Below are 18,665 nucleotides of genomic sequence, written 5' to 3' on the forward strand. Positions count from 1 at the left end.
CCCGATACGACAAGACCGCCACCATCTACCTCGCCGGACTCCACCTCGCCGCCATCTTCATCTGGTCGGCGAGATGATCCGAAGGAAAGGCCCTAGACAGGCAGCAACAGAGCCGCGGCCACCTGGACGGGGCCCGGGCATCGTCGGCCAAGCCGTTGGCCGAGAGCCGGTTCATGCCTGGAACTCGGTGAGGTCGATGGTGTGAACGCGCAGCGGACGGCCGTGGAGCGGATGTGCCGTCTCGCGTTCCAGCTCCATGCCGAGCTTGCGGAGGACGTTTTCGGAGGCGTCGTCGCCCACTTGGCTGATGCTGATGACACGGTCGAGTCCACGGTCCTGGAGCGCGAACTCCAGCGTGGCGTGGGCGGCTTCGGACGCGTACCCCTGGCCCCAGAACTGCGATCCGAGCCGCCAGCTGATCGCCACGGCGGGCAGCACCTGCGGCAGGAACCCGGGTACGGACAGGCCCGTGAAGCCGGCCAGTTCGCCCGAGGCCAGCAGCTCAACGGCGAAGAGTCCAAAACCCTCCTCGTCCCACTCCTCCTCCCAGCGCTCAATGGCCTCAGCCGTGTCGTCCAGGCCGCGCACCGAACCGTCGTCGATCCATCGCATGACCCGCGGGTCCGCGTTGATGTCCGCCATGGGCGCGAGGTCGTCGTCGTGCCACCGACGAAGCAGGAGGCGGGGGGTGCGGATCTCGGTCATGGCACCATTCTGCCGAAGGCCTGCGCCGCACTGGTAATCGGCACTCCCCCGTACCACCGCCGACCGCATACCTCCGGCGACACCGCCACGCCCCTACTGTCCCGCCCCGCCGCGCTCAGGGTTGGTGGCCGTTCAAGCACCGATGCAGAACTGTGCGCTGGCCGGGGATGTTTTCAATCAGCTGGTCTCTCGGGAGTCGGCCCGCCTGTGAGCACCAGGCAAAGCGATCGCAGTGAGTGCGTGCCCGGCCGTTGCGGCGCCTCGGCCCCCCGTGGGGGACGCGGCCCGGGCGGCAGGAAGCGACAGCACGACGCCGCTGGCCGGCATCCGGGGCGCCCGGCTGAGCCCGCCGGGCCGCCCCAGCGGCCCGGACTCCAGATGCGCCGCAACCGGGAAGGCTGCGGCGCACCGCCCTGTCCGGCTGCCGCCCAGGCCTTCGGCCTCACGAACGGCCCCGCCAAGTCGGCACCGTCCGCCCTGGTGCGCACGGCTCGGAGCTCGCCGCCGCGGACGCCCGGCACGTTCCCGGCGGGCTACTCCGGCAGAGGCCCCACTGCTGCCCGATTGCGCCTGCTCCGTCCCGGGCCCGCGCCGAAGGCCCGGCCACCGGCCTGTGACTGTTCTTCTCCCGGTCCAGGGAGGGCGCGCAGGCGGGGGCGATGTGCGTGCCCCGGCCGGGGGCGGGTCAGAAGCGCACGTCGGAGCAGGCGTAGAAGGCGTTTCCGGTGTCGGCGATGGTCCAGACGCCGAGGATGAGGTGCCGGCCGGTTTTCTGGGGCAGGACGCCGGCGTGGGTGACCGTGGAGCCGGGCAGGCGGCCGCCGAAGGGCACCGTGAGGAAGGGCTGCGGGTCCAGGTCGGCTCTGGTCAAAGGCTTGGTGGGGTCCCAGCCGTCCTTGGTGATGTAGTAGCGGAAGTCGGTGGTGGCGTGGCGGGCGGTGATCCGCCAGATGAAATTGTGACTCTGGCCTGCGGGCAGCTTGGTGGCGGGCCAGGTCCCGCCTCGCGGGTCGTCCAGTTCGGAGAAGCGTCCGATGCCGCCCGCGCAGATGCGCCCGTCGGCAGGTCCGCGCGCGGGGAACCCCTTGGACCCCTCCACGCTCGGCGGCTCCCACTGAATCTGCCCGCAGCCTCGGACGGTGCCGTTGCCGCACAGTTGCTGGCGGCTGACGGGCGAGTCGGTGTAGCCGTGGCCCTGAGCACTGCCGCTGGTGGCCAGCAGGGCTGTCCCGGCAAGGCCGAGGCCGAGGAGTAACGAGGTGAGCTTTCTGCGCATGATGGGCGCTCCCGTGGTCCGAGGCTGCGGATGGGACGGGCGCGTACCCCGACTGCCCTGCCGGGGCGAACGGTGAGGACGAGGCGGCAGTACGGAAGCAACCGGAGGACGCACATCCGATGCGGTCTAGACCAAGTTCGAGGCTAGCCCCACGCTTTGAACATGTCCATATCAATGGCGGCCGACGGTCCTGTAGCGCACCGTCGCCCAGCCGGCGACGAAAACAGCCCGGTCCCACGGTCTGCCGCCCAGCGGCCGCTCGATCGAAGTACCACCGGGCGGACCGGTGCCGATTTCCGCGGTGATGCCGTCCAGCACCTCCCGCGCAAGCAGCTCGCCGAGGGCCAGGAGGCCGGCGCGGGCCTGCGCGCCGAACGCGATCCGTTCGCGCTCACCCGGCGGTGCCCCCGCTCCCACTCCTGCAGCGTGTGCGCCTCCGCCGTCCCGCCCGCGGCCTGCCGCACCTGCTCATCACCGCGGTGTCGGCCGCCCCGATCGCGATCCCCGCCACAGGCCCAGCACATGCACCCGCTCACGCAACGCCACACCCTTGAGCGCCTGGTCGAACTCCTCACGCATCGCGGCGGGCAGGGCTCGTCGAATCCCGGCCTCACTCCGGGGCCGCTGCGGCCCCGGCGGCGGCTCTGCCGGCTGTGCGCTCACGCTTCCTCCGGTCACCGGTCGACAGGCCGGCCTCACCGGTCGACAAGCCGGCCGACTCGCCACCGCCTGGCCCACTGCCACGCCAGCGGCACCGCCGCCCCCGCGAAGAGCCGTCCACGGCACGCTGTCCCGCCGGCGACGGCCGGTCTTCCCGGACCTGTGCCTGACCACGACGACCACGACACGCGGACGCACAACGAGACAGGGCCCGGGGACCAGACCGCGACAGAGCCAGCCAGCCGACTTCAGGAGCCCGGGCAGACGGATGCCGCAGGGTTCCCCGGAGGCCAGCAGGCGTCACCAGGTACGTCGACCAGCCAGTGAGCCGGCCGTTAGGCTACGCAGACATGGGGCTCACGGGGGTGCAGATGATTCACGTCAGCGCAAACGCCGGCCTGCTCGCCGACACCCGGTTCGCGTTGTCGCCTCTGCTGGAGGCCGCCGTCACCATGCACCACCGGCACGCACCACAGCCACCGCATCATCTTCCTCCGTGGGCGAGAACCGCCCGCGACCCCGCCGTCTGGGACCGCCTTCCGCTGCTGTCGCAGATTTTCACCTCCCCCCGCTTCAGCACGACGGACTTCTTCTGCATGGATCTGCCGATCACGGCCCACCCCGACATCGACGCGGAATTGCACCATATGGCCACCGCTCCCGCCGGGCGTATCACCAAGCAGTTGTACGGCCTGCTTCGGCTGACGGTGCCACCCGGGCCTCGGGCTGACGAAGTGGTGCACCGGGCAGTCGACGACTTCCTCGTTTCCGGAGAACGTTCCTGTGCGCAGCGCATCGCCGAGGAGGTGTCCCGGTTCTGGCGTCTGTGCCTGGCTCCGTACTGGCCGGTGATAGAGGAGCGGACTCGGGCGGACATCTCGCACCGTGCCGCCATCAGCGCCAACGAAGGGCTGCGGGCCGGTCTTTCCTCGTTACATCCCGCGGTGTCGTACGCGCATGCCGCGATACGCATCGACAGTGCGGCTGAGACGGTGGTGGAGGGGTATGAGCGGTTCACCCTTGTGCCCTCCGTCTCCGCGAACCGCTGCTTCCTGGGCAGCGATCACCGCCCGGGGCGAGGGGCTTATCTCATCTATCCCGCACGTGAGACGGGCTCTCAGCGGACGCACGCGCCGAGCCAGGAGTCGTTGGGCAACGTGCTCGGGCATACCCGCCTGGCCCTGCTGGCGAGTATGGCTCGGCCGCGCACCACCACCGAGCTGGCCGAACAGCATCGCCTCAGCCCGTCGACCGTCTCGTACCACCTCTCCCGGATGTATGAGGCGGGTCTCTTGGTTCGCACGCCCGACGGCGGCAACGTCTTCTATCACCGCACCGGCGAGGCAGAGCGGCTGCTGGCCGGCCGCGGCGAGCAGAATGTCACCCGCGTCCCAGGGCCCGCCGGGCAGCTCTGAGCCACTGGTCCTTCTCGGCTTTCCACGCCCGGAATTCTCCGGGGTGGCGCCGGATGACGTCACGTTGCATACGCGTTTCCGCATCGGCCCAGACGGCCACGAGTCCGGTCTCCTCTTTGCAGCGGACATCTGACCGTGCCACGCTGATCTCCCTTGGGGAAGGCCGCGTCGAGGTTCCCCACCCGGCGTCGCCCATGGCCTTGAGGGGGGAGGTGTAGCGAAACCCCTTCTTCTTCATGCACGCACTCCACTCACCGAATACGCGCAGGACCGCACGGTCGCGCCGGGAAGCGCCGAACACCTCACGGGCCCGCCGGTTGAACAAGGACTGGTCAGCCTGGGGGACGTTTCGGAGCAGGGCCTCGTGCGCCTGCTTCCAGCACCCGCCCGCGCCGTCCTTGCCGAAGGCCGCCAACTGTTCCCGGTCCGGGAGCCTTTGCCGCGCCTGCCAAGCGGCTTCACGGCGAGCCAGCTCCGGTGGTCTCGGGGGAAGGTGATAGCCGAAACGGTCGGCGACTTCGGATTCGATGAGACCGTAACGCCGTCGGTTCGGCGGGTCCAGGTCGAGGCCGCTCGGTCTGGGCAGAGCGTTCCAGCCCATTCCGCGTTCGCCCATGCAGTCGCGGATCATGACGTCTTCGGCGGCTTCGATGGTATGTATGTCCGGAGTGGTCATCGCGTAGGCGTCGAAGGGCAAGATCAGTCGCCGTGCCTCTACCCCGACGGCAGGAGCCGAAAAGGTGCCCGCCTCTTTGTGCACCGGCGCTTTCGGCGGGGCCGACGAGCATCCGGCGGCCAGCACCAGGAGGGCGAGAGCGGCCATGGCGTAACGGGATGACACGGAATTCCTCCGGCGTTCGTGCGACATGAGCGGGGCGCCGGCTTCAGCCGGCGCCCCGCCCCGTGCCCTGTTACCTGAACTGGACGCAGCTGGCCTTGTTGTCGAAGTCGTTGTTCGTGAAGTCGTCGTCGTCGCTGTGCGGCCTGGCGGAGTACTTCTGGCCGCCGCAACCGTGCCCGTCCTCAGCGCCGTCGTACACGTCGACCCAGCGGTCCGTGTTGTTGTTCATCGAGCTCGCGCCGTTGTTGATCGTCCGGCCTGCGTGGGCACCGCCGATCCACTTGTTGTTCGCGAGGTTCCCGTCACTCTTTCGGAACGGGTAGTACCCGTTTTGGCGGTTGTCGTCCTTGAAGAGGTAGAACTTGGCTGCCCGTATACCGACCTCGGTCTCCCCGGAACCGGCGGTAGGTGCGGCTCCAGCCTGTGCCGTGCCGAGGCCGAGGACACTCACGGCGCTGAGCGAAGCGGTGCCGAGCAGGAGAAAGAGCTTGCGTTTCATCTGTGCCATCTCCGAATTCCTGTGCCGACACTCAGATCCAGCCCAGGGGCCGGGTCCGGTGGCAGCAGCGTGATCTGCGACAAGCAGAATTCAAGTGCGCGGCAAGCGGCTGGTACAGGAAATTCGAGGAGATTCGAATAGGCTGGGGAAGTCCGTGTCCGTACGGCGGCATCGCCTTCCGGCCGAAGGCGTGACGTATAGGGTGATGTCCGCCGGGCGACAGCTCCCCCGGCGTCCGGGGGCCCGGAGGGCCAGCGCGCGCAGCTTGGGCCGCGGTGGCCGGGGCGGGCGCAGGGCCGCTGGCGTCGATCACCTGCCGGTGATCTCTCCTCCGGCCGCCACGTTTTGGTGTTCGGCTCGGGAGCAGTGGTCCGATCCGCGCCCCCGCTGCACATCGGTCATGGGCAGACCAGAGCACCGATCAGGTGGCCGGAGAAAAGCTTCAGGCGGCGATGTGGGCTGCGAGCCGCTCGGCGGCTGTCCGGGGCTCGCGGCCGAGGAGTTCGGCCATCAGAGGATCGGCTTCGGCGAAGTAGCCCGCGCGGGCCGCCTGGTACCAGGTGAGGATGAGTCGGGCCGTCTGCTCCGGCACACCGACCGCGATCTGGTCGGCGACCCACTGCTCGTCGTCCAGGACGATGCGCTTGACAGTGCGACCGGTGAGGTCGGAGGGCCATGGCCGGCGCGACGCCTCCGCAATCCCGGCTGCGCGCCGACGCGCGGCGCAATTCCGCACAGATCCGCTCTGCCGCGATCGGCGCCTTCCAGGGGCAGGGTCTGACGGTGCCGCTGGAGAAGGTCGCCAAGGCCGCGGGGGTGAGCAAGGCCACGATCTTCAACCGGTTCGGCGGGCGGATCGGCCTTATCGAAGCCGTCATCGAAGAGGTCGTGGCGAGTGAGTTGTCCGCCGTCATCGAGCGCACTCGGAGCATCGACGACGTCGGCGAGCGGATCACGTACTACCTCACCGCGATCCGCGATCTCCAGTACCGCCAGCCTGCCTTCAACGACGTCCTGCTGCAGACCTATCCGCACTCGCAGCAGCTCATGAAGATCTGCCGGGTCGGAAGCGAGGCCAACGAAGAGCTCATCGTGGCGGCACGAGCCTCCGGTGCGCTGCGGCCGGAGTTCACGGCGGGCGACCTCCACGCACTCGTCGTCGACAACGCCCTCGCCCTCAAGCACGGCAAGCGGCCTCCCCGGGACGACTACGACCGCCGCACCATGTACCCCTTGGACGGAATCCGAGGGCACTCCCCCGGTTCTGACGGACGATGACTGCGCCCTTGCCCTGGTGTCGCGCGTCGCCCTGCGGGCTCGTCTCGCTCCGGCGCAGCGCGATAACCGTGCGGCCGGGTCACGGATGGATGATCCACAAGAAAGACCCCAGGGGCCCAGGGCCCGTTCAGCGCGGAGTCGGTGCGGCGTTGGTGCGAAGTGGGTGCGTCCGTCTGCCGACCACCTGAACGGCGAGTACGGCGACCTCGGCTCCGACTACGTCTTCGTCATCCTCTGGGGCCGCCTGCACAACCGCCCGCCGGCCTGCACCGCCAGTCGCCGACCAGCGTCTCCTGGCGAGGTCCGGCAAACCGCAGCGATCCCGGGATATCGGGATGAAACGCTGAGACGAAACGATCTCTCAGAAGGCGGGGCGGCGGCCTCGGACGGGGCTGACCTCCTCCAGGCGCTCCGCGAGGTCGAGGAGGAGGTCCTCGGCCCACCATCGGCTGACGAGCTGGACGCCGAGAGGCAGGCCGTCATCCGTGGCCCCGAAGGGGAGCACGACGGCCGGCAGGCCAGTCAGATTGAACGGTACGGTCGCGCGCATCACCGCGCGTGCCGGCAGGGAGACACCGTCCACGTCGAGGCGGCTGCGGCCATGAGGCGGCGCGGGAAAAGGCGTTACGGGACACAGCAGGACGTCGTGGTCGGCGAACCATGCGGCGAATCGTGTGCGCAGTTGCTCCACCTCGTCTTCGGCGGCGATGTAATCGGCCAGGGGAACCTCGGCGGATTCCAGCGTGGCCGCGATGACCGGGTGCACCTCCGTCTCACGGCCAGCGGTGACGGCGCGCAGGGCGGGCCGTATCTCCGCGGGGAACAGCGTCGCCGACAGCAGGGTGCAGTCCCGCTCGGCGAGCCATGAAAGCTCGCTCTCCCGGACGTCGTGCCCGAACTCGGTCAGCGCCGTGGCCGCCGCGGCGACCGTAGCGGCGACCTGCTGGTCGACCGCGCCGAACGCCGCGGCGGTCCAGCCGATGCGCAGCCGGCCCCGGCCGCGGGTACGGCCCGCGGCGGGCAGCGCCACGGCGTAGGGGTCGCTGCCGTCGGGCCCTTCCATGAGGGAGAGTGCCAGGCGCAGGTCGCGCACGCTGCGGGCCATGGGGCCGGCGTGCCACCAGCGGCGCGGCACGGCGGGAAAGTGCCCGGTCATCGGCAGCCTGCCGTGGGTGGGTTTGAGCGAGGCGATCCCTGTGTCGGCGGCGGGCCCGCGCACGGAGATGGCGACGTCGCTCCCGATGCCGAGCGGTGAGAGCCCGCTCGCGATGGCTGCCGACTCGCCGCCGCTGGAGCCGCCGGGAGTGCGCTGCGGATCGTAGGGATTCAGGGTCCTGCCGGTCAGGCGGTTGTCCGTCTCGGTCCAGTAGGACATCTCCGGCAGGTTGGTCTTGGCCAGCAGGACGCCGCCGGCTTGCCGAAGGCGGGCCACCAGGGTGGCATCGGTATCGGGCACCCGGTCGGCGAAGAGCCTCGACCCCCAGGTGGTGGGGGCCCCTGCGGTGTCGAAGGAGTCCTTGACCGTGAAGGGGACTCCGCTGAGCGGGCCGCCGGCCGGTCGCTCTGCGGCGTGCAGAGCCTGCTCACCGAGCACGGTCACGAAGGCGTTCACTCGGTCTGCCACCGCCTCGATCCGGTCGAGATGGGCGGCCACCACCTCGACGGCGCTCACCGTGCCCGCTGAGATCAGGCTCGCGAGGCCGACCGCGTCATGCCATACGAGATCGCTCGGCTCCATCGGCTCCAGGGTCCTTTCCTCGGCGACAGGCTTCCCGAGCCTGTCTGTTCAACTCACCCTATGAGAAGCGGCCTCACACCATTTCGGACCTCGTGCGCGGGGTCCCGGCGGGGCAGGGCGGTTGGGGAAGCACCCTGTCCAATGATCCGTGTGTGAAGGCCGGGCAGGCCACGCCTGATGCCCCGGTTGAGGGAACTGGAGGTGTTGCCCTACGGGTGCTCCGTGGACGCGACGAGCAGGCCGCCACCACGGCGAATCGGCTGCCTGGCCGACCGGGGCGCGGACCAGCGAGGCTGTGCATCACTTCCGCCGGCACCGGACTCACGTGGGACGAAGCCGCCGGGTACGGGACGAAAACCCGTGTCAATCGCGCTCTTGGGCTGTGCCGGCCCGGGGTGTTCCGGTGCCGGTGAGGGACCACATGGCCAGGAGGTCGAGTGCTTGTCCGGACGACGAGCCGGGTTCCGCGGTGTAGACGAAGAAGGTGGTGTCGGGGTCTCCCGGCAGGGTCAGCGTCTCGTACTCCACGGTCAGTTCACCGACCAGGGCATGGCGGAGGCGTTTGGAACCGTGGGTGCGCTGGTGGACCCGGTGCTTTTCCCACCAGTGGTCGAATTCCGTGCTTTTTCCGCGCAGCTCTGCGATGAGGTCGCTCGTGGCCTGGTCCTCCGTGTCTCGTCCCGCCTCCAGGCGCAGGCTTTCCACGGCGGCCCGTGCCTGGTCCTCCCAGTCGACGAACAAGGACCGGGGTTCCTCGCTGAGGAACATCCAGCGTGCGTAGTTGCGGTGTCGGACGGGCATCTGGTCGAAGTCGGTGAACAGGGCCTTGGCCATCCGGGTGGCCGCCAGGACGTCGCTGCGGCGGCCGAGGACCAGGACCGGTTCGCCGTCGAATGCGTCGACGAGTTGGTGCAGGCCGGGGCGGAGCCTTTGCACGCTCGGGCTTTGACGCCGTGACGGCGCGGTCGTCACTCCGACGAGGGTGTGAAGGTAGGTGCGTCCCGCCTCGTCGAGGCCCAGGGCGCGGCAGAGCGCGTCCACGACGCCGGGCGACGGGGCGATCGGGCGTCCTTGTTCGAGCCGGGCGTAGTAGTCGGTCGACACACCCGCCAGGCGGGCGACCTCTTCACGGCGCAGGCCCGGAACACGCCGCGTACGACTGTCCGGCGGTAGACCAGCCTGCTCGGGGTCCACTTGACTGCGCGCCTTCCGCAGAAAGCTCCCCAGCTCACGGTTGTTGTTGGCCATGCCACGCAGTATCGCAAGTGTGGGTGTTTCCCGCGTGGGCCTGTGAGTCCTAGTCTGCCGGGTCCGCTGTTGCGCAGGGCCTGCCAGGGGCGTCTGCGGAAGCCGGCGGCAGGCCATGCTGGAGGTACGTCCTGCTGGCGGGTGGCGGAGGACGGAGTGCGGCACGCGCACGGCACCAAGGGGCGGTCATGGCGTTCCCCGGACGGGCGGCCGATGAGCGGGATCACGGTCGGCGCTGCTTTGCACCTGTCGCCATTGCGTCATGCCTGGCCACTGATTTTCCCGGAGCAGGTTGCCGCCTGCTCCGGATGTCTCTTCACGGAAAAGGAACTCGTTCATGAGCAAGGGCAAGATTCTCATCGTCATGTCGGCCGCCAGCGTCTGGGAACGCACCGACGGATCGCAGTACCCGACGGGTTACTGGGCGGAGGAGCTGGCTGCTCCGCACGAGAAGTTCGTGGAGGCCGGTTACACGGTCGACTTCGCTTCTCCGGGTGGGGTGCTGCAGCCACTGGACGAGCACAGCGCCGACCCGGCGGTCGCGGGGAAGGAATGCGGCCGCCACGTGGCGCACGCCCAGAAGGCGCTGGAGGAGTTCGGCCCGCTGCTGAAGCTCGGCGAGGTCGGCATGGACGACTACGTCGCGGTGGTGCTGCCCGGCGGCCACGGCCCGGTCGTCGACCTCTTCCAGGACGCCGACCTGGGCCGTCTGCTGGCCGAGGCGGACAAGGACGGAAAGCTCATCGGCGCGGTCTGCCACGGTCCGGCCGCGCTGCTCAGCGCCAAGGACGAGGACGGCAACTGGCTCTTCGCCGGCCGCAGGATGACGGCGTTCACCGACGAGGAGGAGCAGTTGTTCGGCACCGCCGAGGGGGCTCCGTGGCTGCTGGCCTCCCGTCTGCGGGAGCTGGGCGCGGACCACGTCGAAGGGGCGGCATACCAGCAGCACAACATCACCGACGGCAACCTCTTCACCGGCCAGAACCCCGCCTCCAGTGCCAGGCTGGCCGAAGACATGATCGCCGCGCTGCGCTGATACACCTGCGCATCTGTCCACGGCCCGTCGGCAGCGGCGTACGGACGCACGCAGGGTGGGCCCTCCCCTTCGGTGCGAGGGCCCGCTCTTCGTGCGCTTCCGGTGAACGAGCCATACAGCGCCCCGCAGGTGGGTGAGTTCCGTGGAGACAGTCCCGCCGCACGACGTCCTCGGCCGTGTGGAGAAGGGGCTGCTCCTCGCCGGCCGGTGGCGGCCGGCCACGGTAGAGGCCATTCTCGCGGTGCACGACCTTGCCACGGGCCGGACACTGTGCGAGGTGGTGGCCGATGCCGCCCTGGCTGACGGGGCAGTCGTCCTCAACGCCGCACACGCGGTCCAGCGGCCAGGCCGGCTGGGCGGCAGTGCTTCCCCTCCGCCGGGGTTGAGATCCTGCGAGGTGGCGGGCGGCCTCCGGACCTGCCGCCACTTCACCCGCAGCGCACGGCGGTTGTACGGCGCCGGTGCCAGGCCCCCGGTCAGGGCCACCCCGATGTTGTACGGCGCATGACCGGCCATCAGCACCGCCTCCATGACTACCCGCGGCCGGTTCCCGTGAAGTGTGTCTTGGCTCCGGCGCCCTGTCTCTGACCACGGTGCACGGTGGCCGTGAGTGGTCCTCTGGCTGATGGTCCCAGAGGCGGACGGTTTCGCCGACCTTGAGCGGCTTGTCAATCTCCACCGAAGCGGACCTCCAGTTCCTGGCCGCGACGTCTCAGGTGGAGCTGGGGGCGTCGACCGGCCCCGCGTACACCGATCGGCTCCAGGCCGGGGCAAGGGGCGGAGGCGACCGAGAATCTGCATCTGCGCCGGCCCAGGCCCCTCCTGTCCGCGCTCGCCCAGCTCATCGTCGCCGCCGGCGTGGCCGGACTGCCACCGAGCAGGACGCCACCGCCTCCGCCGACACCGGGCCCACAGTGGTCCTGCCGCTACCCGTCCACCCCTACCGGCACAACTCCTGCCTCAACCCGACCTCCGGGCCTGTCGGGCGGAGGCGTAGGCGGCCGACGCGTCCGCAGCGGCCCGCACGCCCACGGCGACGGCGGCGGCTATCAGCGCGGACGCGGCCGCGCTCAGCCTGTCGGCGACCTGCCTGCCGGTGAAGAGGTGGTGCATGGCGCCGCCAGGCAGCGCACCGGGCGCGATGGCGGAGGAGGAGGCGACAACGACGAGCCGACGCTACAGGTAGTAACATCGTGGAACTACTTCTGATTTGAAACCACACCGGATCACCGAAGAGGAGAAGCCGTGCCCGACCACGGGAGCCGCGTCAACTTCCAGCACGGGCAGGAGTTCCTGGCCGCCATCTCCGAGCGCTGGAACTATCAGATCCTCAGGGAGGTGTTCTTCGGCGTTGGCCGCTTCGGTGAACTCAAGCGAGCTCTGGGAATCTCGGCGAACATCCTCACCGCACGACTCAACAGCCTCACCGAGCTGGGCCTGCTCACCAAGCGCGCCTACCGACCCGACAAGCCGTGGTACGAGTACGCGCTCACCGACAGCGCCCGCGAGCTCGTCGTCCCCGCCATCGCGGCCGTCACACGCTGGGCTGAGACCCACGCGACCGACACCGACACCACGGACCACCCGCTCATGCACACGACGTGCGGCAACCCGACCAATCCGTACCTAGCGTGCAGCAGCTGTCACCAGCCGGTCGAGGCCTCGACCCTGCGCCCGACGGCCGCCGAGGAGGACAGTGCCGGCCGGCGGGGAGAGCCGGCTCCCACGGCGCCGAGCGACTGAGAACCTCACCCCGGGACCTCGTAGTAGCGTTTTGCAACTAGTAGCGTTACGGTACTAGTTGCTGAACGTCTCCCGGTCACGGAGAGGACCGATCATGACCACGAATTGGCTTGAAGGAGTTACCGAGCGGCTGATCCCCACCTCGCTGGGCCTGATCAACGTGCGCGTCGGCGGCCGTCGGGACGGCCCCGCCATGGTGTGCTGGCCGAGCCTGATGATGGACGGCACCATGTGGCAGTACCAGTACGAGCACTTCGCCCCGACCCACCGCGTCATACTCATCGACAGCCCTGGACACGGCAGGTCCGACGCACTGCGCAAGATCATCGACCTCAAGGACTGCTCCGACGCGCTCGTCGAGATCCTCGACGCGCTCGGCGTCGACAAGTGCCTCCTGGTGGGCAACAGTTGGGGCGGCATGCTCGCCGGCGTCTTTCCGTCCCACCACCCGCACCGGGCTGCGGCGGCGGTCGGTATCAACTGCACCGCCTCCCTGCCCACGACGGTCGAGAGCCTCTGGGCCAGCGCGCTGTCCACCTTCCTCGCGCTGCACGCGAAAATGCCGCCGCTGGCCGCCAAGGCGGCCAAAGCAGCCTTCGCCGGCCCCACCGCCGAGGCCACCAACCCGGAGTTCATGGAGTTCACCGAGTTCGTTCTGCGCAACGACCCGAAGTCGGTCGCATGGGCGCTGCGCAGCATCCTCATAGGACGCAAGGACGAGCATCGCCGCCTGAACACCATCAGGAACGTGCCCGTCCTGATCATCGCCGGTGAGGAGGACAGCCAGTTCCCGGTCCACGTGGTGCGGAAGATGGCGGACGCCATCGAGGGCAGCACCTTCCGTGTGCTCCAGCACACCGGCCACCTCGCCGCTCGCGAGAACCCCGAAGGTGTCAACGCCGAGGTCGCCGCCTTCCTCGCTTCCCTGCCCGCAGCAGCCTGATCAGGAGACCAGCCACATGGCAGACACCACAACCGCGACGGCCGTACCCGACTGGGTCCTGAAGTTCATGGACGCCATCGACACCCTGGAGTTCGGTGAGGGTTTCGCGCCGCTGACCGAGGACACCGACATGTTCTTCGGCACCGAGCACATCCACGGCGTCGAGGCCATCAAGGCGTTCTTCGTCAAGCTCGACGAGCCACTGCACATCAACCACGAGGTCCTGGAGTACTGGGCCGCGGGCAACGGCGTCCGCCTGCTGCGCGGCGAAGCCACCATGGCCAAGAAGAGCGCGCCGGACCAGGTGGTGCGCGCCCCGTTCATGCACATCTTCTATCTCGACCAGGAAGCGCCGGTCCGCGTCCGCACACTCCGCATCACCGCGGGCCCGCTGCAGACCGACGCGGTGATGTGACCATGCCCCGGGGCCCGACAGAGAGTGCCCGGGCCCCGGCACCGAGGACGGACAGAGCGAGCGCTGTCCGCCCTCGCTGCGCATCAACCCACCCAGCGGGACGTAGACCGCGCGCGACGCCAGACGCAGGCCGTCCCGTCCAGCTCCCGGCGGGTGTCCACGTAGGCCCCGCACCTTCACACCGGCCTGGCCGGGCACCCGGCACGGTCGCGGCGGGCCGCTGGACCACCACAGCGCGCACAAAGCCTGGACGGCCGCGGCCACAGCCTTCTCGCCGCTGCGCGCCCGGCACCCCTTTCCCGACGAGGTCGCCCGAGCCCTGGCCGACGAGGCCAACCTCGCCCAGCTCACGGGGAAGGACGACTACGCCACCCAGCTCACCCCAGCCGTCGGCGCCGCCCGCTCCAGTCGCCAACTCGCGCGCTCACTCGCCAACTCGCGCGCCCAGTCACGGGGCTCGCAGGCTGTTCGGGGCGCGGCTGCTACAGGTCGAACTCCAGGTGCTCGATGTCCGTGAACCGGACTTCTTCCAGGCTTCCGGCGCGGCGGCCGCCGTCCTGGAAGTACACCTCCTTGAGCGCTTCGGCCGCGATCTCCTGGAGACGGGCGTCACCGGCCCCGGCCTCCTGGGCCTCGAAGAGGCGGGCGGCGTAGACGGGCGGCAGGGCGACGGTCAGGTGCCGGATGCGGTCCTGGTCGGTCGATCCGATCGGCGCGGTGTAGCCCATGCGGGCGCGGGCGTCGATGACGATGCCGCCCGTGCTCGCCGCCTGCGCCTTGGCCTTCGCCCGGATCTGCGGCTGCCACCGCTTCTTCACCTCGCGCTCCAGGCGCGCGGCGAGGTCCGGGCGGGGCTTTTTGATCTGGTCCTTCACGTACCGTTCGACGGTGCGCTGGGAGACCCGCAGCAGTTGGGCGACCGCCTTCGTGCCCTTGAGCTGCTTGACCAGGTATCGCATCTGCGCGCCCGCGCTCTTGGGCGCCGGGCGGGTGAACGCCTTCTGCACCGCCTTCTCCAGGCCGTCCCCGATCAGGCTCATCGTGGCCCTCTCCTACTCTCCGTTGTCGACATCGGTGACGGTGCCGTCCTTGATGTACCGGGCCAGGTTGAGCTCCGGCGCGTTGAACCGGTCCCGGACCTCCTCGCCCCACAGGACGGACTGGGTGCCCTCGTGCTTGACCAGGCCGGGGTTGATGCCGAGCTTGAAGCCGCCGGGCAGCGGCTTGCCCTCCCGGTAGGGCAGGAAGTCCAGCGGGCTCTCGCCGTTGACCGCGTAGACGACGCAGTCGGACAGGATCGCGACCGGGTACTGCCCGGTGAACGCCGCGTGCTTGATGATCTTGCGATGCAGGTTGATCCGGGTGCGGGAGATGACGGCCGCGCGGATGTCCGGCCGCCAGGTCGGGCGGGACAGGGCGCGCCACGGCTCGCCCGGCCGCCAGCCCTCGCCGCGGGGCCGCTCGCGGAGCTTGCCCAGGCCGCCCTTGACCGTCGCCTTGATCGCCATGGTGACGATCGCCAGCTCCGGGTCGCGGGCCTTGTAGCCGTCCATCGCGGCGAGGAAGTCGGCCGGGGCGAGGCCGGCGTCGACGCCGAGGTCGGCCATCGTGGCGAGGTAGGCGTCACGGAGCCGGTTGTACCAGCCGTCCAGGTAACGGCCGTTCTCGTAGCGCACCCACGCCTCGATCGGGCGCACCTCGTAGCCGAGTTCCACCGCGTACGCGACGGTGGGCGTCGCGTACCAGGCCGGGCCCTCGGGTCGCTCGCCCTTCGGCGTGAACGGGGAGGGCAGCAGGCTGCCGTCCAGCTCCACCCACTCCTTGCCGGCCTTCACCTTCGACATGTCGACATGGCTCAGGTCGACCAGCCACGAGCCGGGCAGTTTCGCATCGAACGCCGGATTCGTGACGTGCGTCGCCTCGCCGAGACCGACGTTCAGGCCGTTGGCTCCGGCGGCGAAGGCCATGTTCACGTCCAGGCCCACGAGGTTGCGGCGCAGGCACTCCTCGTCGGTCATCGGCCGCGCCCAGTCGTATGCCTCCTCGAACAGCTTTTCGCCTGGGCCGCGGACGTGGAACCGGGGCAGGTCCTTGAGGACCGGATGGCCGTCGGGGGCCTCGCACGGCGCCGGGTCGACCGGGTCCTTGCCCAGCGAACCGGGGGTCTTGTCGTCGGCCTGCCGCAGCAAACCGGTCTCCTCGTCGCGCACGGCGTAGGTGGGCGGGTGCAGGGCGGTCATCAGCTCCAGGCCGGTGACGGCGGTGGAACCGCGCGGCGTCATCACCCGGGACGCGTACGCGCCCAGCACCCGGGCGAGCTCGGCCGGCGGAAGCTGCCCGGCCGGGCCCCAGTGCCGGGTGTCCAGCGCGTTCCACGACGGGATGCACAGCTGCACGCAGGCCCGCTCCGAGCCCTGCGCGGGGCGGTAGATCCGCGCCCACGGCCCGAACCCGCGCTTCGTCAACTTCCACTGCGCGCGGGCCAACTGCTTGACGACCTTGTGGCCCTCCGGGATCCGCCCGGCGTGGCGCTCCTCCTCCGTGAGGGCGACGGGCAGGCCGTACCGCTCCAGCGCGGGTTCGGTGAGCACGATCAGCGGGTCGGCCGGCTTGCCCGGACCGGACAGCTTCGGCTGCCCGAGCTTCGCCTCCTTGAGTGTCCAGTCCACCAGAGACGGCAGGGACTTCGCGGGCACCTCCAGGACCAGGCCGCCGACGCAGTACGCCAGCACCTTCCCGCCCTCGACGTCGACGACCGCCAGCGGGCCGTTCTCGAAACGCGGGTCGATCTCCCCCGCCGGGGCCGGGGCCGCGGCCGTCTTCTTCGCACTCGGGCGGCGCGACGTCGACGATGTCGGCCTGGTGGTGTGCGCCGGATGCGGCGCGGCCGCCGGAGCAGCGGCGACGGGAGCGGAGGCAGGGGCCTGGATGTTCTCGGTCACGGTCATGTCCGCAGCGTCGGGTGCCTGGCCCGTGGACAGGGTCTGCGCCTTTGCCGGGGCGGGTGCGGTGGTGAACGTAGCCGACTCCGCAGCGTCCTGAATGGGCGCAGTGGCCTCGGCGGGGTAAAGCTCCGCGAGCTTGTCCAGCAGCCGGGCGTAGGCGTCGCGCTCCGGCGGGCGGGGCTCGGTCTTGCCGGACTCCCAGCCGGACACCGTGGCCCGGCGCACCTTCAGCGCGGTGGCCACTTCGTCGATCGTCAGGCCGTGCGCGGCACGCAGCCGCTTGCGCTCCGCCGGTAGCGGCAGCTTGGCGCGAGACGCGAGCAGGGCGTCGACCGCGTCGAACAACTCGGACATGGAACACCTCCTGGCCGACACCCTACCCATGAAGCGTACGAATCGCGTACGTTGGGCGTACGAAACGCGTATGCAGCGCGTGCGACTTGCGTTCGGAGAGTGGAAACGCGCGCAGCGGAGACGGCACGGTGCATCCGGGGACGCGTTCGTCGGCACCTGCGGACGGGCAGGGACTGAGCCGTGAACCGGCTGGCGTGCGCGTAGGCCGGGCCCGGCCTGGGCTGAAAGCCCAGCGAGAGGGCAGATCAGCTATGCCGCACTCGCTCTGGCAGGGCGCCTTGAGCTTCGGTCTGGTCACCGTGCCGACCTCCCTGCACGCCGCCACCGACCGCGGGCCGTCCGTCTCCTTCGTCCGCGTGCACAAGACCGATGGCGGACGCGTACGCTACCAGCCCACCTGCTCCCTGGAAGGTGAGGCCGAGGCGCCGACGGAAGTGGCCGGCCGCGGGTGTGGCACCGGTGAGCGCGTCGCCCCGATCACCGACGACGACCTTCAGCAGTTGCCACTGCCGCCCGCACGCTGGTCCGCGAGCCGACAGGAAGCCGAAGGAGTTCTGCCGTCGGCTGGGTGAGCGGGTGGACCGGCCATGACTGGGGCCTTCTGGCTGGGGTCGACCATGGCGGGCCGCTGACGTCTTGGGCGGGGCAGCATCATGCGCCTGCGCCGCAACGCGGGCGGCCCGCCCGAATACAACAGCGCCCCCGGTGACTGTGCCGGAACACCGCCCCGCCACTATGGCCGGACACAGGTGCACGACCTGCTCAACACCGCGGAGACAGTTGTATGACGACCACCACCTCGACCACGACGGCCGCGCGCGCCGTGACCGACACGCTCCAGCCCCGCAACGTCCTCGTGGTGGGCATGTCGGGCATCGGCCTGGCGGCCGCGGGCGACTGGACCGGCCTGCTGTGGGGCCTGCTCGGCGCGCTGTGCGCAGGGCTCATACCGGCCGGGTACATCGAGTGGCAGCGCAAGCGCGGTACCTGGGGTGACCGGCACGTCGTCGACCGTACGAAGCGCGGCCCCATCTTCCTGGTGATCCTGGCGTCCGTCGGGCTCGGGGCGCTCGTCATGGTCCTCGGCCACGCCCCGTCCGGCATCCTCGTGGCCATGCTCGCCCTGTGGGTCATGACCGTGGTCCTCCTGGCCGTCAACACGGTCTGGAAGATTTCCGTGGACTCCGCCGTCGCCGCCGCGGTCCCCGCCCTGCTCGCCGTCGTGCACTCGCCCTGGTGGCTGCTGGCCTACCTGCTCACCATCGCGGTGTGCTGGTCCCGGGTCGCGCTGACGTACCACACCGTCGCGCAGACCGTGGCCGGCGCGTCCTGCGGCGCGGTGACCGCCGCGGGGTTTCTCCTGGTCTGACCCGGCAGACAGCGGCGCCCCGGATCAAGAGGTCCGGGGCGCTGTGGCGTCCGGGCCGGCGCAGTGTGGCGGACGCACCGTCACAGGCACTCCCTTCCCGCTGGTCGCCCAGCCCCCGTCCTGGGGGTGGTCTTTTCTCCGCAGTAGGGGCAGGGCAGGCCTGAAGGGGAGCCGCGGCCGGAGGGCACGAACCCGAGCCG

The 18,665-nt window shown here is 70.0% G+C and carries 19 protein-coding genes; 8 read left to right on the forward strand and 11 right to left on the reverse strand.

The window, feature by feature from the left end:
• Positions 1-171 precede the first annotated feature (171 nt).
• From AB0A97_RS23975 to AB0A97_RS23985, 3 genes are all read right to left on the reverse strand, one after another.
• Positions 172-705: a GNAT family N-acetyltransferase gene (locus AB0A97_RS23975; RefSeq protein WP_361153405.1), complete on the reverse strand. Its 534-nt coding sequence runs from the start codon at positions 703-705 to the stop codon at positions 172-174.
• A 685-nt stretch (positions 706-1,390) separates the two neighbouring features.
• The gene (locus AB0A97_RS23980) at positions 1,391-1,981 is read right to left on the reverse strand and encodes a lytic polysaccharide monooxygenase auxiliary activity family 9 protein (protein ID WP_361153407.1); all 591 of its coding nucleotides are present in this window, start codon (positions 1,979-1,981) and stop codon (positions 1,391-1,393) included.
• A 171-nt stretch (positions 1,982-2,152) separates the two neighbouring features.
• Positions 2,153-2,398 (reverse strand): hypothetical protein, encoded by a 246-nt coding sequence (locus AB0A97_RS23985; protein WP_361153410.1) that lies wholly within the window; start codon positions 2,396-2,398, stop codon positions 2,153-2,155.
• Between the two features lie 593 nt (positions 2,399-2,991).
• Between AB0A97_RS23985 and AB0A97_RS23990 the strand changes: the two genes are divergently transcribed.
• Positions 2,992-4,056, forward strand: a complete 1,065-nt coding sequence (locus tag AB0A97_RS23990) for a winged helix-turn-helix domain-containing protein (RefSeq protein ID WP_361153413.1) — start codon at positions 2,992-2,994, stop codon at positions 4,054-4,056.
• Here the strand turns inward: AB0A97_RS23990 and AB0A97_RS23995 are convergent.
• From AB0A97_RS23995 to AB0A97_RS24005, 3 genes are all read right to left on the reverse strand, one after another.
• Positions 4,022-4,879, reverse strand: a complete 858-nt coding sequence (locus AB0A97_RS23995) for a hypothetical protein (RefSeq protein ID WP_361153415.1) — start codon at positions 4,877-4,879, stop codon at positions 4,022-4,024. The genes AB0A97_RS23990 and AB0A97_RS23995 overlap by 35 nt on opposite strands.
• Before the next feature lie 88 nt (positions 4,880-4,967).
• Positions 4,968-5,405 carry a hypothetical protein gene (locus AB0A97_RS24000; RefSeq protein ID WP_361153417.1) on the reverse strand — a complete coding sequence of 146 codons (438 nt, stop codon included), beginning with the start codon at positions 5,403-5,405 and terminating at the stop codon, positions 4,968-4,970.
• A gap of 433 nt (positions 5,406-5,838) precedes the next feature.
• Complete coding sequence (locus AB0A97_RS24005; protein WP_361153419.1) at positions 5,839-5,988, reverse strand: hypothetical protein; 150 nt, start codon at positions 5,986-5,988, stop codon at positions 5,839-5,841.
• An 83-nt stretch (positions 5,989-6,071) separates the two neighbouring features.
• Here AB0A97_RS24005 and AB0A97_RS24010 point away from each other — a divergent pair, with 83 nt between their 5' ends.
• On the forward strand, positions 6,072-6,674 hold the full coding sequence (locus tag AB0A97_RS24010) for a TetR/AcrR family transcriptional regulator (protein ID WP_361153420.1): 603 nt from the start codon (positions 6,072-6,074) through the stop codon (positions 6,672-6,674).
• A 361-nt stretch (positions 6,675-7,035) separates the two neighbouring features.
• Here the strand turns inward: AB0A97_RS24010 and AB0A97_RS24015 are convergent, their stop codons facing one another.
• Both AB0A97_RS24015 and AB0A97_RS24020 read right to left on the reverse strand, forming a co-directional pair.
• Complete coding sequence (locus AB0A97_RS24015) at positions 7,036-8,412, reverse strand: amidase (RefSeq protein WP_361153423.1); 1,377 nt, start codon at positions 8,410-8,412, stop codon at positions 7,036-7,038.
• A 363-nt stretch (positions 8,413-8,775) separates the two neighbouring features.
• Entirely contained in the window at positions 8,776-9,660 is an 885-nt protein-coding gene (locus tag AB0A97_RS24020) for a helix-turn-helix transcriptional regulator (protein WP_361153425.1), read from the reverse strand.
• 337 nt (positions 9,661-9,997) lie between these two features.
• Between AB0A97_RS24020 and AB0A97_RS24025 the strand changes: the two genes are divergently transcribed.
• Positions 9,998-10,696 carry a type 1 glutamine amidotransferase domain-containing protein gene (locus AB0A97_RS24025; protein ID WP_361153428.1) on the forward strand — a complete coding sequence of 233 codons (699 nt, stop codon included), beginning with the start codon at positions 9,998-10,000 and terminating at the stop codon, positions 10,694-10,696.
• 960 nt (positions 10,697-11,656) lie between these two features.
• Here the strand turns inward: AB0A97_RS24025 and AB0A97_RS24030 are convergent.
• The gene (locus AB0A97_RS24030; protein ID WP_361153430.1) at positions 11,657-11,809 is read right to left on the reverse strand and encodes a hypothetical protein; all 153 of its coding nucleotides are present in this window, start codon (positions 11,807-11,809) and stop codon (positions 11,657-11,659) included.
• 132 nt (positions 11,810-11,941) lie between these two features.
• Between AB0A97_RS24030 and AB0A97_RS24035 the strand changes: the two genes are divergently transcribed.
• The 3 genes from AB0A97_RS24035 to AB0A97_RS24045 all read left to right on the forward strand — a co-directional run bounded on the left by AB0A97_RS24035 (position 11,942) and on the right by AB0A97_RS24045 (position 13,797).
• Positions 11,942-12,439, forward strand: coding sequence for a helix-turn-helix domain-containing protein (locus AB0A97_RS24035; protein ID WP_361153433.1), 498 nt, complete (start codon positions 11,942-11,944; stop codon positions 12,437-12,439).
• Between the two features lie 94 nt (positions 12,440-12,533).
• Positions 12,534-13,382, forward strand: a complete 849-nt coding sequence (locus AB0A97_RS24040) for an alpha/beta hydrolase (RefSeq protein ID WP_361153435.1) — start codon at positions 12,534-12,536, stop codon at positions 13,380-13,382.
• Positions 13,383-13,398: 16 nt separating this feature from the next.
• The gene (locus tag AB0A97_RS24045) at positions 13,399-13,797 is read left to right on the forward strand and encodes a nuclear transport factor 2 family protein (protein ID WP_361153439.1); all 399 of its coding nucleotides are present in this window, start codon (positions 13,399-13,401) and stop codon (positions 13,795-13,797) included.
• Positions 13,798-14,279: 482 nt separating this feature from the next.
• Here the strand turns inward: AB0A97_RS24045 and AB0A97_RS24050 are convergent, their stop codons facing one another.
• Entirely contained in the window at positions 14,280-14,837 is a 558-nt protein-coding gene (locus AB0A97_RS24050) for an XRE family transcriptional regulator (protein WP_361153442.1), read from the reverse strand.
• A gap of 12 nt (positions 14,838-14,849) precedes the next feature.
• On the reverse strand, positions 14,850-17,096 hold the full coding sequence (locus AB0A97_RS24055; RefSeq protein WP_361153444.1) for a helix-turn-helix transcriptional regulator: 2,247 nt from the start codon (positions 17,094-17,096) through the stop codon (positions 14,850-14,852).
• A 251-nt stretch (positions 17,097-17,347) separates the two neighbouring features.
• Here AB0A97_RS24055 and AB0A97_RS24060 point away from each other — a divergent pair, with 251 nt between their 5' ends.
• Together AB0A97_RS24060 and AB0A97_RS24065 are read left to right on the forward strand one after the other, a co-directional pair.
• Positions 17,348-17,668, forward strand: coding sequence for a Ku protein (locus AB0A97_RS24060; RefSeq protein ID WP_361153447.1), 321 nt, complete (start codon positions 17,348-17,350; stop codon positions 17,666-17,668).
• A 212-nt stretch (positions 17,669-17,880) separates the two neighbouring features.
• A complete protein-coding gene (locus AB0A97_RS24065) occupies positions 17,881-18,465 on the forward strand; it encodes a hypothetical protein (RefSeq protein WP_361153450.1) in 585 nt (194 codons plus the stop codon).
• The last annotated feature ends 200 nt before the right edge of the window (positions 18,466-18,665 follow it).

Origin of the sequence: Streptomyces sp. NPDC045470 (assembly GCF_040646595.1) — a bacterium.
GTDB lineage: Bacteria > Actinomycetota > Actinomycetes > Streptomycetales > Streptomycetaceae > Streptomyces.

What these genes read in the sequence shown, in the direction of transcription:
- AB0A97_RS24060 (WP_361153447.1), top strand. Translation starts at nt 17,348, where the DNA reads ATGCCGCACTCGCTCTGGCAGGGCGCCTTGAGCTTCGGTCTGGTCACC.
- AB0A97_RS23990 (WP_361153413.1), top strand. Translation starts at nt 2,992, where the DNA reads ATGGGGCTCACGGGGGTGCAGATGATTCACGTCAGCGCAAACGCCGGC.
- AB0A97_RS23995 (WP_361153415.1), bottom strand. Translation starts at nt 4,879, where the DNA reads ATGGCCGCTCTCGCCCTCCTGGTGCTGGCCGCCGGATGCTCGTCGGCC.
- AB0A97_RS24000 (WP_361153417.1), bottom strand. Translation starts at nt 5,405, where the DNA reads ATGGCACAGATGAAACGCAAGCTCTTTCTCCTGCTCGGCACCGCTTCG.
- AB0A97_RS24040 (WP_361153435.1), top strand. Translation starts at nt 12,534, where the DNA reads ATGACCACGAATTGGCTTGAAGGAGTTACCGAGCGGCTGATCCCCACC.
- AB0A97_RS24025 (WP_361153428.1), top strand. Translation starts at nt 9,998, where the DNA reads ATGAGCAAGGGCAAGATTCTCATCGTCATGTCGGCCGCCAGCGTCTGG.
- AB0A97_RS24015 (WP_361153423.1), bottom strand. Translation starts at nt 8,412, where the DNA reads ATGGAGCCGAGCGATCTCGTATGGCATGACGCGGTCGGCCTCGCGAGC.
- AB0A97_RS24065 (WP_361153450.1), top strand. Translation starts at nt 17,881, where the DNA reads ATGACGACCACCACCTCGACCACGACGGCCGCGCGCGCCGTGACCGAC.
- AB0A97_RS24055 (WP_361153444.1), bottom strand. Translation starts at nt 17,096, where the DNA reads ATGTCCGAGTTGTTCGACGCGGTCGACGCCCTGCTCGCGTCTCGCGCC.
- AB0A97_RS24050 (WP_361153442.1), bottom strand. Translation starts at nt 14,837, where the DNA reads ATGAGCCTGATCGGGGACGGCCTGGAGAAGGCGGTGCAGAAGGCGTTC.
- AB0A97_RS24045 (WP_361153439.1), top strand. Translation starts at nt 13,399, where the DNA reads ATGGCAGACACCACAACCGCGACGGCCGTACCCGACTGGGTCCTGAAG.
- AB0A97_RS23975 (WP_361153405.1), bottom strand. Translation starts at nt 705, where the DNA reads ATGACCGAGATCCGCACCCCCCGCCTCCTGCTTCGTCGGTGGCACGAC.
- AB0A97_RS23980 (WP_361153407.1), bottom strand. Translation starts at nt 1,981, where the DNA reads ATGCGCAGAAAGCTCACCTCGTTACTCCTCGGCCTCGGCCTTGCCGGG.
- AB0A97_RS24020 (WP_361153425.1), bottom strand. Translation starts at nt 9,660, where the DNA reads ATGGCCAACAACAACCGTGAGCTGGGGAGCTTTCTGCGGAAGGCGCGC.
- AB0A97_RS24010 (WP_361153420.1), top strand. Translation starts at nt 6,072, where the DNA reads ATGGCCGGCGCGACGCCTCCGCAATCCCGGCTGCGCGCCGACGCGCGG.
- AB0A97_RS24030 (WP_361153430.1), bottom strand. Translation starts at nt 11,809, where the DNA reads ATGCACCACCTCTTCACCGGCAGGCAGGTCGCCGACAGGCTGAGCGCG.